Origin of the sequence: Rhizobium sp. BK112 (assembly GCF_014193215.1) — a bacterium.
Classification (GTDB): Bacteria; Pseudomonadota; Alphaproteobacteria; order Rhizobiales; family Rhizobiaceae; genus Rhizobium; species Rhizobium anhuiense.
The window spans coordinates 210,605-224,295 of record NZ_JACHYZ010000010.1 but is presented as its reverse complement, the minus strand read 5'-3'; the positions used below and the strand labels follow the sequence as shown (position 1 = coordinate 224,295).

The window sequence follows — 13,691 nt, the reverse complement described above, 5'->3', positions numbered from 1 at the left end:
CGCAAGCCGGGCGTAGAGCATGAAGCCACCAGAGCATGTGACGGAACACCCATCATGACGACATCAATCGGCCGCCGGACGTCTTACCTCGCAGTGCCGGCTCATCTGTTGCTCTGGCTGATTGCAGCCTTTCACATGCTGCTTCTTGCCGCGCTGTTTGTCGCTTTCCTGGCTGCAAGGCCGGCGGCGGCCGAAGAGGCGGCCTGCGCCGGCCGCAACCTGATGGTCGAGCTGCAGCAGAACGATCCCGCCCGCTACGCCGAGGCGCTGAAGGAAGCCGACGCCACGCCGAATGGCAAGGGCATTTTCTGGAAGATCGAAAAGCCGGGACTGGCACCCTCGTGGCTGCTCGGCAGCATGCATGTCACCGATCCGCGCGTGCTGGCTCTGCCGCCCCGCGCCCAGGCCGCCCATGACGCCGCCGGCACGATCATCATCGAATCCGACGAGATCCTCGACGAGCGGAAGGCAACCGCAGCCCTGCTCGCAAAGCCTGAATTGACGATGTTTACCGATGGCACGACGATCGACAAGCTGCTTTCTCCCGAAGATTACAAGCGCCTTGAAGCCGGGCTGAAGCAGCGCGGCATTCCGCTCGGTGCCGTTTCCCGCATGCGGCCCTGGATGATTTCGAGCGCCGTCGCCCTGCCGGCCTGCGAAATCGCCCGCAAGGCGAAAGGCGTGCAGTTCCTCGACCAGAAGATCGCCACCGACGCCGTTGCTCAGGGCAAACAGGTCAAGGGGCTGGAAACCCTTGCCGAGCAGATCCAGGCCATGGCCGATCTGCCGATCGAATTCCATCTGAAGTCGCTGATCGAGACGTTGGAACTCGGCGACAAGATGAGCGATGTCGTCGAGACGATGACCGACCTCTACCTCTCCGGCGACATCGGCCTGACGATGCCGATGTTGAAAACGGTAACACCGGAAGACAAAGGCGAAACCAACGATTATGCGGCCTTCGAGCAGCGCGTCATCCTCGACCGCAACAAGGTGATGGCCGAGCGCGCCGCTCCCATCCTCGACGGCGGCAACGTCTTCATGGCCGTCGGCGCCCTGCACCTGCCCGGCAAGGACGGCGTCATCGAACTGCTGCGCCAGCAAGGCTTTACCGTCACCGCGATAAACTGAACCCGCCGACGGTCAGCCGAGCGTCATGCGGCGCAGCACGTTGCTTTTCCAATAGAACTGATGGACGAGGGCGCCGGCGACATGCGCCACGATCAGCGCCCAGAGAATAACCTTCATGATATCCGCGTGGAACGAACCGGCGGGAACGATGCCGAAGTAGTAGGCGGCGATGCCAGAAAGCGGCATCGCGAAGATCAGGATGTAGAGGCCGGCATGGGCAAGCCTGGCGGCAAGACGGAAGATCGCCGGCTCCTGCGCGACCTCGGCCGGCACGCCCTTGCTAAAACGCAGTCCCAGCCTGAGAACGGCAAGCAGCAGGATGGCGATGCCGACATAGGCGTGGATATTCGCCGACGAAATCTGTTCCGGCGTCGGCACCTCGCCTCTGCGTATCAGCCGACGCCAGGTATTCATGCCATCGGGAAACAGCAGGTTGAAGAAAATCAGCAGCGCGATCGCCCAGTGAAGAAAACGCTGGCTCAGGCTGTAACCCGCAATGGACGGCTGCTCCATTTTTCCTCACCTTCGTCCGATATTTGAATTCTGCAATGCGCAACAATTAAAACAGCCGCCTGCCTCACGGCAAGCGGCTGCATGCTTTGTTACGAATATGTAAGATTACATATGGATCGGCTTGAAGAAGGTCGCGAGCGCAGCCTCCTTGACCGCTTCCGACATTGTGGGATGCGCGTGGCAGGTCCGGCCGAGATCTTCCGACGAACCGCCGAACTCCATCAGCACGGCAATCTCGTGGATCATCTCGCCGGCGCCGAAGCCGACGATATGGCCGCCGAGCACCCGGTCGGTTTCCTTGTCGGCAAGGATCTTGACGAAGCCGTCGGTTGCCAGCATCGCGCGGGCGCGCCCGTTCGCAGTGAAGGGGAACTTGCCGACCTTATAGGCGACGCCTGCCGCTTTCAGCTCTTCCTCGGTCTTGCCGACGGAAGCGATTTCCGGCTGGGTGTAGACGACGCTCGGAATGACCTCGTAGTTCACATGGCCATGTTGCCCGGCGAGGATTTCGGCAAGCGCCACGCCCTCGTCTTCCGCCTTGTGCGCGAGCATCGGACCCTTGACCACATCGCCGATCGCATAGATGCCGTCGATATTGGTCTTGAAGTGACCGTCGATCTCCACGCGGCCGCGATTGTCGAGCACGACACCGGCCTCTTCCAGCCCGAGACCCGCCGTATAGGGCTTGCGGCCGGTGGCGATCAGCACGACTTCGGCGTCGAGTGTCACCTTGTCGCCGCCCTTGACCGGCTCGAACGTGACCTTGGCGCCCTTGTCGCCCTTTTCGACGCCGGTGACCTTGGCGCTGAGATTGAAATCGATGCCCTGCTTGGCGAGCATGCGCTGGAACTGCTTGGAGACTTCGCCGTCCATGCCGCCGAGGATGGTGTCGAGATATTCGACCACCGTCACCTTGGCGCCGAGGCGCGACCAGACCGAACCGAGCTCGAGGCCGATGACGCCGCCGCCGACGACGATCAGCGTTTCCGGCACCTTCTCCAGCGCGATGCCGCCGGTGGACGAGATGATGGTCTTTTCATCGATCTCGACCTGCACACCGGGAATGCCGGCGACGTCCGAGCCAGTGGCGATGACGATGTTCTTACCCTCGATCTCCTGCACCTTGCCGTCGTCGGCGGTGACGGAAACCTTGCCGGCCGAAACGACCTTGCCGGTGCCCTGGAAGGCATCGATCTTGTTCTTCTTGAAGAGGAAGGCGACGCCGTCGACATTCGCCTTCACCGTCGCATCCTTGTGGGCCATCATATTGCCGAGGTTGAGCGTCGGCGCCGAGACGTCGATGCCGAGAGCGCCCATCCCGTGGCCGGCTTGATGGAACATTTCGGAGGCATGCAGCAGCGCCTTCGACGGAATGCAGCCGACGTTCAGGCAGGTGCCGCCATAGGTCGCCCGCTTTTCGACGACGGCGACCTTGAGGCCGAGCTGGGCTGCCTTCACAGCGCAGACATAGCCGCCCGGGCCGGTTCCGATAATGATCACATCGTAGGACATTGTTTCTTTCCCTTTGGATTTTTCGTTTAATCGGCCGCGCGCGACGTCAGGCCGAGGAATTCGAGAATATGCTGCATGCTGTTTTCACCCTGTCGCTCTAACGGCCGCCGCTCACATTGAGGATCGCGCCGGTGATATAGGAAGCCGAAGGTGACAGAAGATAGAGGATCGCATCGGCCACCTCCTCGGGCGTGCCCGCCCGCTGCATCGGGATCGACGGCGCCAGCTCGCGCGGGCGATCCGGCAAACCGCCGGAAGCATGGAGGTCGGTTTCGATGACACCCGGCCTTATGGCATTCACGCGGACGCCCTCGGCGGCAACCTCGCGCGCCAGCCCGACGGTGAACGTGTCGATCGCCGCTTTCGAGGCGGCATAATCGACATACTGCGTCGCCGAACCGAGCACCGCCGCCATCGACGAGATATTGACGATCGCGCCGCCCTGGCCGCCATGCCGGCTCGACATGCGGCGTATCGCTTCTGCGGCGCAGAGGATGGAGCCGGTCACATTGACGCGCAGCATGCGCTCGATCCGCTCCACCGACATCTCGTCGACCCGCTGGGGATAGTCGACGATGCCGGCATTGTTGACGAGCCCGTCGAGGCGGCCGAAATGCCGGTCGACCGCCGCAAATATCGAGACGATATCCGCTGCCTTGCCGACGTCCCCCAGGATCGCCACGGCCTCGCCGCCGGCCCCCGTGATCGAAGCCACGACGGCATCCGCGGCTTGACGGTTGGCGGCGTAATTCACCGCGACACGCCAGCCCTGGCGCGCGGCGAGCCGTGCGGCGGCGGCACCGATACCCCGGCTTCCGCCGGTAATGAGAACAACGGGGGCATCGCTCATGTCGCACACTCCTTGAAAATCAGCACGTCCCAGGGGGCTACCATAGCCTTGCCCTCGCCCCAGGCGCTGGATTCGCGAATGGCGGGACCAAGGCCGGGGAGAACGACCTTTTCGGCCGCCGCGGCGCCCTCGGGCTGCAGATTGTCCATCTCGCCCTCGGCATCCATGCCATAGACGGCGCCCTGCCAGACCGTGCAGGCATTAAGATCGGCGCCGGTCGCATCACCCTCTGGGCAGTTGAACATCAGGATGCCGATGGCCCGCACCGGATCATCCGATGGCATGACATAACCTTCCATCACGACTGACGTCTTGAGCGCGCTGATCTTGAATTGGTTGCTGGCGGCAGCCGACGGAGAATTCAGCGGCGCAAAGCGCAATTCATAGGCGCCGTCGCGATCGACGTAGACGGCTCGTTCCTGCTTGCAGGCGGCAGCAAAGGCGGACACCGGAGCGGCGAAAAACACTGCGGCTGCGATTGCAGCCACGCCTTTCCCCGCCGTGATCCCGATCTTTCCGCTCATTGCAGCTTTGGCTCCTTCCGCCCGTCGGCATTCTCGACAACGCTGAAATCCGTCAGCAGCACCAGCGCGCGACCGTCCTTGTCGAGGCCCCAAAAGACAGGATAAAAACCGTCGCCCCAGCCGCTCCAGAACACCGCAACATTGCCCTTCTTGCCGGCAACCGGCCGATGCAGCGCATAGGCGCCCTTGTTGGCATCGAGGTCCGAGGCCAGCACGTCGTCGTAATAATTGACGTCGGCATCGGTTTTTTGCGCCTGCGCCTGCGCTTCGCGCTCTCCGATCAGATCAAGCGTATCGGCATCCATGTAGCAGCCGAGGCCGGCATCGACGGGATAGCCGAAAATCTCTCCGTCCTTCAGCGTCGCCGGATCCTGCCCGGCCAGGACCGCAAGCTCCCAATGATCCGGCTTGCCCTCGGCAAACCGCATGCTGGCGGCAGCGATGCGCCCGAACGCCTGGTAGAGCGTCACCGGATATTCGCCCGGTGCAACCGTTCTGGCGAGCGCCGGACGATCGGGCTGGGCGAGCGGATCGGCCGCGACGATGCGCCCCGACGTCAATTCGACATTGCCCATATGGATCACGCCGATCGATCGGCCGGAGAGTTCGGCATCGGTGAGCGCCACCAGGTCGAAATTGCTGCTTGCCTTGCTGATGTCCCAGCCGGCGGCCGATGCGGAGACCGGGACATGCGAGGCGGCAGCGCAAAGAAGAAGGCGCGCCGCTCGCATGATCCGGTTCCGCATCGAAAGCGCTCCCTTAGAGATCGAGAACCAGACGTTCCGGATCTTCCAGGCTTTCCTTGACGCGCACGAGGAAGGTAACCGCTTCCTTGCCGTCGACGATGCGGTGATCGTAGGACAGCGCCAGATACATCATCGGGCGGATGACCACCTGGCCGCCGATCGCCACCGGCCGCTCCTGGATCTTGTGCATGCCGAGAATGCCGGACTGCGGCGCGTTGAGGATCGGCGAAGACATGAGCGAGCCGTAGACGCCGCCATTGGTGATGGTGAAGGTGCCGCCCTGCATGTCGGCCATGGAGAGCGAGCCATCACGGGCTGCCTTGGCAAGACGCCCGAGTTCCTTCTCGATTTCGGCGATCGACATCTGGTCGGCGTCGCGGATGACAGGAACGACGAGGCCCTTGTCCGTGCCGACGGCCATGCCGACATGGCAATAGTTCTTGTAGATGACGTCGGTGCCGTCGATCTCGGCATTAACAGCCGGCAGTTCCTTCAGCGCATGCGTCACCGCTTTGGTGAAGAAGCCCATGAAGCCGAGCTTGACGCCGTGCTTCTTCTCGAAAATGTCCTTGTACTTGTTGCGCAGATCCATGACCGCCTTCATGTCCACCTCATTGTAGGTGGTGAGCATGGCGGCAGTGTTCTGCGCGTCCTTGAGGCGCTTGGCGATCGTCTGGCGCAGGCGCGTCATCTTCACGCGTTCTTCGCGCGAGGCATCCTCGACCGTCGACGGGCCGCGTGCAGCAGCAGGGGCGGCGGGTGCGGCCGCCGGAGCGGAAATGCCCTTGGCGACGGCGGCGATGACATCGCCCTTCAGCACCTGGCCGCGCTTGCCGCTGCCGTCGACCTGGTCGGCGGAAAGATTGTTTTCAGCCAGCATCTTCGAAGCCGCCGGGGCCGGCGGCATGGTGGAGACGGAGGCGCTTGCCGACGATGCCGCCGCAGCGGCAACCGGTGCCGGCTGAGCGGGAGCAGCCGGGGCCGGCTGGGCAGGCGCGGCGGCCGGTGCAGCAGCAGCCGGCGCGGCAGCAGCGGCAGCGCCTTCGGCGATCTGGCCGAGCAGTGCGCCGAGACCGACGGTTTCGCCGGCGGCAGCGACGATTTCCGAAAGCGTGCCGGAGGCAGGTGCCGGAACTTCGATGGTCACCTTGTCGGTTTCAAGCTCGAGAATCGGCTCGTCGGCCTTGATGGCGTCGCCGACCTTCTTGAACCAGGTGCCGACGGTTGCCTCGCTGACGGATTCACCGAGAGTTGGAACGCGGATTTCTGTGGCCATTGTTCAGATCCTGATTTCGTGTGTTTTCGTTTATGCGTTTCAGACGGCGGGTGGCCGCGAGATGATCGAGGGCATCGGCAGGATATCGAAACGGAAACCGAAACCGGAAGCGATGATCGGATCGCCGTCGGCGAGGGCCTGTGCCGCCGCCTGATCCTCGACTTCGACGATTGCCATGCCCCAGGCGCCTTCACCCTCGAAGACGGGGCCGACTATAACAGCCGATCCCGCAAGGGCGTGCCGATGCCAGTATTCGACATGGCGTTTCATCGCCGCCATTTCCTCCCCGGTCCCGTCATGCGGGAAAGTGGGGCGCGGCGGCAGCAGTCTCAGAAAGAAATAAGCCATTGCGCCCCCCTAATTTTAGCCGCCCAATGCATCCTCGAGGAATGCGGCGAGCTGCGACAGATGCTTGGACATCAGGCCCGTCGCCGGCGAGGCGGCGGCCGGACGGCCGGTATAACGAACGCGCTGATACTTCGCGTCGATATGGGCGAGCACCCATTCGAGGAAGGGGTCGATGAACGACCATGCGCCCATGTTTTTCGGCTCTTCCTGGCACCAGACCATCTCGGCATTGCGGAAGCGCGACAGCTCGTTGATCAGCGCCTTTGCCGGGAACGGATAGAGCTGCTCGACACGCAGGAGATAGATGTCGTCGATGCCACGCTTCTCACGCTCTTCCAGAAGATCGTAATAGACCTTGCCGGAGCACATGACGACACGACGGATCTTGTTGTCCTTCTGCAGCTTGATCGGGCCGTCCTTGATCACCTCGGCATCATCCCAGAGCAGGCGATGGAAGGCGGATTCGCCGGCCATTTCGGCAAGGGTGGAGACTGCCCGCTTGTGGCGCAGCAGCGACTTCGGCGTCATCAGGATCAGCGGCTTGCGGAAGTCGCGCTTCAGCTGCCGGCGCAGGATGTGGAAGTAGTTCGCCGGCGTCGTGACGTTGGCGACCTGCATGTTGTCTTCGGCGCAAAGCTGTAGGAAACGCTCGAGGCGGGCCGAGGAGTGTTCCGGACCCTGGCCCTCATAGCCGTGCGGCAGCAGGCAGACGAGGCCCGACATGCGCAGCCACTTGCGTTCGCCCGACGAGATGAACTGGTCGAAGACCACCTGCGCGCCGTTGGCGAAATCGCCGAACTGCGCTTCCCAGAGCGTCAGCGCATTCGGGCGGGCGAGCGAATAGCCGTATTCGAAACCGAGCACGGCCTCTTCCGAAAGCATCGAATTGATGACTTCGTAGCGCCCCTGCGTCGGCGAAAGATTGGCGAGCGGGATGTAGCGCTCTTCGGTTTCCTGATCGTAGAGAACCGAGTGGCGCTGCGAGAAGGTGCCGCGTTCGCAATCCTGGCCGGACAGACGGATCTTGCTGCCTTCGACACAGAGCGCGCCGAAAGACAGCGCTTCGGCCATCGCCCAGTCGATGCCCTCGCCGGTGGCGATCATGTTGGCGCGGTTTTCCATGAAGCGCTGGATCGTCCGGTGCACATTGAAGCCGGCCGGGATCTCGGACAGCTTGCGGCCAATCTCCTTCAGAGTCTTCATCGGCACGGCGGTCTTGCCGCGGCGCTGCTCGTCGGCATTGTCGGCCGTGCGCAGGCCCGACCACTCGCCGTCCAGCCAGTCGGCCTTGTTAGGCTTATACTGCTGGCCAGCCTCGAACTCCTGCTCGAGATGGAGGCGCCAATCAGCCTTCATCTTCTCGACTTCGCCTTCAGTGAGCAGGCCCTCGGCGACGAGGCGGGCTGCATAGAGCTGCAGCACGGTCTTGTGGGCGCGGATCACCTTGTACATCTTCGGCTGCGTGAAGGACGGTTCGTCGCCTTCATTGTGGCCGTAGCGGCGATAGCAGAACATGTCCAGCACCACAGGCTTGTGGAACTTCATGCGGAATTCGGTGGCGATCTTCGCGGCATAGACCACCGCTTCCGGATCGTCGCCGTTGACGTGCAGGATCGGCGCCTCGATCATCTTGGCGACATCGGACGGATAGGGCGACGAGCGCGAGAAGGCCGGGTTCGTGGTAAAGCCGATCTGGTTGTTGATGATCACATGCATGGTGCCGGCGACGCGGTGGCCGCGCAGACCGGAAAGGCCGAGGATTTCGGCAATGACACCCTGACCGGCAAAAGCCGCGTCGCCGTGGATCAGCAGCGGCAGAACCTTGGCGCGTTCGGAAAGCGGGATGATGTCACCGTCCCAGACCGCGGCATTCATGTCCTGCTTGGCGCGGGCTTTGCCCATGACGACGGGATCGACGATTTCGAGATGCGACGGGTTCGCCGTCAGCGAAACGTGGATCTTGTTGCCGTCGAATTCGCGGTCGGAGGAGGCACCGAGATGGTACTTGACGTCGCCCGAGCCCTCGACCTCGTCGGGAGCGGCCGAACCGCCCTTGAATTCGTGGAAGATCGCCCGGTGCGGCTTGCCCATGACCTGGGAGAGCACGTTCAGGCGGCCGCGATGGGCCATGCCGAACACGGCTTCCTTGAGGCCGAGATGGCCGCCGCGCTTGAGGATCTGTTCCAGCGCCGGGATCAGCGATTCGCCGCCATCGAGGCCGAAACGCTTCGTGCCCTTGAACTTGACGTCGAGGAACTGCTCGTAGCCTTCGGCTTCGACAAGCTTGGCAAGGATCGCCTTCTTGCCTTCCGGCGTGAAAGCCACGCCCTTGTCCGGTCCTTCGATGCGCTCCTGGATCCAGGCCTTTTCTTCAGGATTGGAGATATGCATGAATTCGACGCCGAGCGTCGAGCAATAGGTGCGCTCGAGGATTTCGATCATCTCGCGGATGGTCGCATATTCCAGGCCGAGCACGTTGTCGATGAAGATCTTGCGGTCGTAATCGGCGGCCGTGAAGCCGTAATTCTCCGCCGACAGCTCGCGATAATCGTCGACCGGAGCGGCGATGCCGAGCGGGTCGAGCTTGGCATGCAGGTGGCCGCGCATGCGGTAGGCGCGGATCATCATGATGGCGCGCACGGAATCGCGCGTCGCCTGCAGCACCTCGGTGCTGTCGGCAGGCTTGCCCGCAGCTTCGGCCTTGGCCTTGACCTTGGTCTCAATCACCTTCTCGACGATGCCCCAGTCGCCATCGAGCGCCGAGACGAGATCGCCGCTTGCCTGCAGCGGCCAGTTCTTCTTGCGCCAGGAAGCGCCCTTGGCCGCCTTCTTCACATCGTTCGGATCGTCTTCCAGCGCCTTGAAGAAGGACCGCCACTGATCGTCGACCGAGTTGGGATCGTCTTCATAACGGGCGTAGAGCTGCTCGATATAGGCAGCATTGGCGCCATCCAGAAACGAGGTGATCTGAAATTGCTCGTTGGCTTCTTGCCGTGCCATGGTGATATGCGGACGCTTCCGTCCGCCTCCTGACTTTGATGAATTTGCCGGCTCGATCGCCGGCTGCCGCATTCCGATTGCCGCCTGTCCGCGGCGCATCTGCTGGTCTCGTACCGTCAAGGCCGGGCGGAAGGCGCAGATGCCGTTCCTCCGCCCGGGTCTTTAAGTGGTTTTAGCCTTTGAGGACTTCAACCAGCGTCTTGCCGAGGCGGGCCGGAGACGGCGACACTTTGATGCCTGCCGATTCCATCGCCGCGATCTTCGATTCCGCATCGCCCTTGCCGCCGGAAACCACAGCGCCGGCATGGCCCATGGTGCGGCCCTTCGGCGCCGTACGGCCGGCAATGAAGCCAGCCATCGGCTTCTTGCGGCCCTTCTTGGCTTCGTCCTTGAGGAACTGCGCAGCATCCTCTTCAGCCGAACCGCCGATTTCGCCGATCATGATGATCGATTGGGTAGCTGCGTCGGCCAGGAACATTTCCAGGACGTCGATGAACTCGGTGCCCTTGACCGGGTCGCCGCCGATGCCGACGGCCGTCGTCTGGCCGAGGCCTTCGTTTGACGTCTGGAAGACGGCTTCATAGGTCAGCGTGCCCGAGCGGGAAACGATACCGACCGAACCCTTGCGGAAGATCGAGCCCGGCATGATGCCGATCTTGCACTCTTCCGGCGTCAGGATACCCGGGCAGTTCGGGCCGAGCAGGCGCGACTTGGAGCGGTCGAGGCGCGCCTTGACACGCACCATGTCCATGACCGGGATGCCTTCGGTGATGCAGGTGATGAACGGGATCTCGGCGTCGATCGCCTCGATGATCGCATCGGCGGCACCTGCCGGCGGAACATAGATGACCGTCGCATCAGCGCCGGTCTTTTCCTTGCCTTCGGCAACGGTTGCGAAGATCGGCAGGCTTTCGCCCTTTGCGCCGGTCCAGGTTTCGCCGCCCTTCTTCGGATGGATGCCGCCGACCATCTGGGTTCCGTAGTAAGCGAGCGCCTGTTCGGTGTGGAACGTGCCGGTCTTGCCGGTTAGGCCCTGAACGAGAACCTTGGTGTCTTTGTTGACGAGAATGGACATGCGAGGCCTTTGTTTAGGAGAGGTTGGAAGACGTGGAGGACGCGCGACGATAGACGCCGCTGACGACCTCCTGCCAAGTATCGCTGCCTGCAGGCGAAAAGCTGACGCCCATCCGGTAGCAGTCTTCATTTTCAAACGTGAATACGGTGCGCTGGCTGCCGCGCGGCGAAGTCTTCATCAGCACAAGCTCACTGCCGTTCCACTCGCCGGACGCCGGTACGGGCGGCGCAAAACCTGCGGTGTCGAACTGGTAGAGTTTGTAGGTCTGGTCCGAAGCATCGAAGCCGAAAATATTTCGCGCCTCGAACGAAACAGCACCATCCCGCGTCTGGCGATAGCGCTGCTCGAGGAAGAATCCGCCGAACAACGCCTCGCCGGAAAACTCAGCACTGGCCTTGCCTTCGCTCGTCCACGCCGACGCCGCGACGCGCTCGTCCCCTTCCCACACGCCGGCGAAGGCGTTGAGGCGGAAATGAGCAGCGGAGGGCGTGGACTGGAAGGCCATGATCGTCCTCAGCCGTTGATCGCCGCGACGATCTTCTTGGCCGCATCGTCCAAGTCGTCAGCCGCCGTGATCGCGAGACCCGACTCGTTCAGGATCTTCTTGCCGAGCTCGACATTGGTGCCCTCAAGGCGCACGACGAGCGGAACCTTGAGACCGACTTCCTTGACCGCGGCAATCACGCCCTCGGCGATGACATCGCATTTCATGATGCCGCCGAAGATGTTGACGAGAATACCTTCGACCTTGGGGTCCGCGGTGATGATCTTGAAAGCCGCTGCCACCTTCTCCTTGCCGGCGCCGCCGCCGACGTCGCAGAAGTTGGCCGGCTCCTTGCCGTAAAGCTTGATGATATCCATGGTCGCCATGGCAAGGCCGGCGCCGTTGACCATGCAGCCGATATTGCCGTCGAGCGCGACATAGGCGAGGTCCCACTTCGAGGCCTCGATTTCCTTGGCATCTTCTTCGGTCTCGTCGCGCAGCGTCTTGACGTCGTCGTGACGGAAAAGCGCGTTGCCATCGAAAGACATCTTGGCATCGAGGACGCGCAGATGGCCATCCTTCATGACGATCAGCGGATTGACTTCCAGGAGAGCCATGTCCTTTTCGCCGAAAGCCTTGTAGAGCGCCGGGAAGAGCGCCTTCGCATCTTCGGCGGCAGCGCCGTCAAGCTGAAGCGCCTTGGAGATCGCGGCAACGTCGGCAGCCGTCACGCCGGCTTCCGGATCGATGGCGATCGTCTGGATCTTTTCGGGTGTGTCGTGGGCGACGGCTTCGATGTCCATGCCGCCTTCGGTCGATACGACGAAGGCAACCCGGCCGACCGAGCGGTCGACCAGCAGCGAGCAATAGAGCTCGCGGGCGATGTCGGCGCCGTCTTCGATGTAAAGGCGGTTGACCTGCTTGCCGGCTTCGCCGGTCTGCGCGGTCACCAGCGTGTTTCCGAGCATTTCCTTGGCGTGGGAAACGACTTCCTCGATCGACTTGGCGAGGCGAACGCCGCCCTTGGCATCCGGACCGAGTTCCTTGAACTTGCCCTTGCCGCGGCCGCCGGCATGGATCTGGCTCTTGACCACGTAAAGCGGACCGGGAAGCGACTTGGCGGCAGCCTCGGCTTCTTCGACCTTGAGAATGGCCACACCCTCGGCAACCGGCGCGCCATAGCCCTTCAGCAGAGCCTTGGCCTGATATTCATGAATGTTCATGGGTCTATCCCTGTTTCGATTACTTCAGCGCCGATTACTTGAGGGCAGGCGCGATGTTGATGCAGGCCTCGCAGAGACCGGCGACGGCGCCGACGGACTTGTCGAAGGCTTCCTTCTCGGTCTTGTTGAGGTCGATCTCGATGATGCGCTCGACGCCGCCGGCGCCGATGACGGTGGGAACGCCGACATACATGTCCTTGACGCCGTACTGGCCGGTGAGATGGGCCGCGCAGGGCAGAACGCGCTTCTTGTCCTTGAGGTAGGATTCGGCCATCTCGATCGCCGAGGCGGCCGGCGCATAATAGGCCGAGCCGGTCTTCAGCAGGCCGACGATTTCGGCGCCGCCGTCACGGGTGCGCTGGATGATTTCTTCGAGGCGTTCCTTGGTGACCCAGCCCATGGTGACGAGATCGGTGAGCGGAATGCCGCCGACCGTCGAGTAGCGGGCGAGCGGCACCATCGTGTCGCCATGACCACCGAGCACGAAGGCCGTGACATCCTGGACGGAGACGTTGAATTCCTTGGCAAGGAAAAGACGGAAACGCGAGGAGTCGAGAACGCCGGCCATGCCGACGACCTTGTTGGCCGGAAGGCCGGAGAATTTCTGCAGCGCCCAGACCATGGCGTCGAGCGGGTTGGTGATGCAGATCACGAAGGCGTTCGGCGCATACTTCTTGATGCCGGCACCGACCTGCTCCATGACCTTGAGGTTGATGCCGAGAAGGTCGTCGCGGCTCATGCCAGGCTTGCGCGGAACACCGGCAGTGACGATGCAGACGTCAGCGCCCTCAATCGCCGAATAGTCGCTGGCGCCGGTCAGATTGGCATCGAAGCCTTCGACCGGAGAGGACTGTGCGATGTCGAGGCCCTTGCCCTGGGGAATACCGTCCGCGATGTCGAACAGGACGATGTCGCCCAGTTCCTTCAGGCCGGCGAGGTGCGCCAGCGTGCCACCAATCATGCCAGAACCAATGAGTGCGATCTTGTTACGCGCCATTTCGCTGTTTCC

Annotated in this window: 13 protein-coding genes; 1 reads left to right on the top strand and 12 read right to left on the bottom strand. The window is 62.6% G+C overall.

What is annotated here, in order from left to right:
• The first annotated feature begins 54 nt into the window (after positions 1-54).
• On the top strand, positions 55-1,131 hold the full coding sequence (locus tag FHT75_RS25595) for a TraB/GumN family protein (protein WP_063473447.1): 1,077 nt from the start codon (positions 55-57) through the stop codon (positions 1,129-1,131).
• A 12-nt stretch (positions 1,132-1,143) separates the two neighbouring features.
• Here FHT75_RS25595 and FHT75_RS25590 read toward each other — a convergent pair whose 3' ends face one another.
• The 12 genes from FHT75_RS25590 to mdh form a co-directional block, all read right to left on the bottom strand.
• Positions 1,144-1,644: a cytochrome b gene (locus FHT75_RS25590; RefSeq protein ID WP_047615571.1), complete on the bottom strand. Its 501-nt coding sequence runs from the start codon at positions 1,642-1,644 to the stop codon at positions 1,144-1,146.
• A gap of 105 nt (positions 1,645-1,749) precedes the next feature.
• Complete coding sequence (gene lpdA, locus FHT75_RS25585; RefSeq protein WP_047615572.1) at positions 1,750-3,156, bottom strand: dihydrolipoyl dehydrogenase; 1,407 nt, start codon at positions 3,154-3,156, stop codon at positions 1,750-1,752.
• A gap of 97 nt (positions 3,157-3,253) precedes the next feature.
• The gene (locus FHT75_RS25580; protein ID WP_063473446.1) at positions 3,254-4,006 is read right to left on the bottom strand and encodes an SDR family oxidoreductase; all 753 of its coding nucleotides are present in this window, start codon (positions 4,004-4,006) and stop codon (positions 3,254-3,256) included.
• Positions 4,003-4,530 carry a hypothetical protein gene (locus tag FHT75_RS25575; protein WP_063473445.1) on the bottom strand — a complete coding sequence of 176 codons (528 nt, stop codon included), beginning with the start codon at positions 4,528-4,530 and terminating at the stop codon, positions 4,003-4,005. Before FHT75_RS25575 ends, FHT75_RS25580 begins: the two co-directional genes overlap by 4 nt.
• Complete coding sequence (locus FHT75_RS25570; RefSeq protein ID WP_063473444.1) at positions 4,527-5,276, bottom strand: DUF4241 domain-containing protein; 750 nt, start codon at positions 5,274-5,276, stop codon at positions 4,527-4,529. The genes FHT75_RS25575 and FHT75_RS25570 overlap by 4 nt, the downstream gene beginning before the upstream one ends.
• A gap of 13 nt (positions 5,277-5,289) precedes the next feature.
• Positions 5,290-6,552, bottom strand: coding sequence for a 2-oxoglutarate dehydrogenase complex dihydrolipoyllysine-residue succinyltransferase (gene odhB / locus FHT75_RS25565; protein WP_047615577.1), 1,263 nt, complete (start codon positions 6,550-6,552; stop codon positions 5,290-5,292).
• A gap of 39 nt (positions 6,553-6,591) precedes the next feature.
• Positions 6,592-6,900, bottom strand: a complete 309-nt coding sequence (locus tag FHT75_RS25560) for a YciI family protein (RefSeq protein WP_047615578.1) — start codon at positions 6,898-6,900, stop codon at positions 6,592-6,594.
• Between the two features lie 15 nt (positions 6,901-6,915).
• On the bottom strand, positions 6,916-9,900 hold the full coding sequence (locus tag FHT75_RS25555) for a 2-oxoglutarate dehydrogenase E1 component (protein ID WP_063473907.1): 2,985 nt from the start codon (positions 9,898-9,900) through the stop codon (positions 6,916-6,918).
• A gap of 172 nt (positions 9,901-10,072) precedes the next feature.
• The gene (sucD, locus tag FHT75_RS25550; RefSeq protein WP_063473779.1) at positions 10,073-10,975 is read right to left on the bottom strand and encodes a succinate--CoA ligase subunit alpha; all 903 of its coding nucleotides are present in this window, start codon (positions 10,973-10,975) and stop codon (positions 10,073-10,075) included.
• Positions 10,976-10,988: 13 nt separating this feature from the next.
• Positions 10,989-11,480, bottom strand: coding sequence for a DUF1579 family protein (locus tag FHT75_RS25545; RefSeq protein ID WP_063473780.1), 492 nt, complete (start codon positions 11,478-11,480; stop codon positions 10,989-10,991).
• An 8-nt stretch (positions 11,481-11,488) separates the two neighbouring features.
• Positions 11,489-12,682 carry an ADP-forming succinate--CoA ligase subunit beta gene (gene sucC / locus FHT75_RS25540; protein WP_063473781.1) on the bottom strand — a complete coding sequence of 398 codons (1,194 nt, stop codon included), beginning with the start codon at positions 12,680-12,682 and terminating at the stop codon, positions 11,489-11,491.
• A gap of 34 nt (positions 12,683-12,716) precedes the next feature.
• Positions 12,717-13,679 carry a malate dehydrogenase gene (mdh, locus tag FHT75_RS25535; protein ID WP_007822364.1) on the bottom strand — a complete coding sequence of 321 codons (963 nt, stop codon included), beginning with the start codon at positions 13,677-13,679 and terminating at the stop codon, positions 12,717-12,719.
• Positions 13,680-13,691 lie beyond the last annotated feature (12 nt).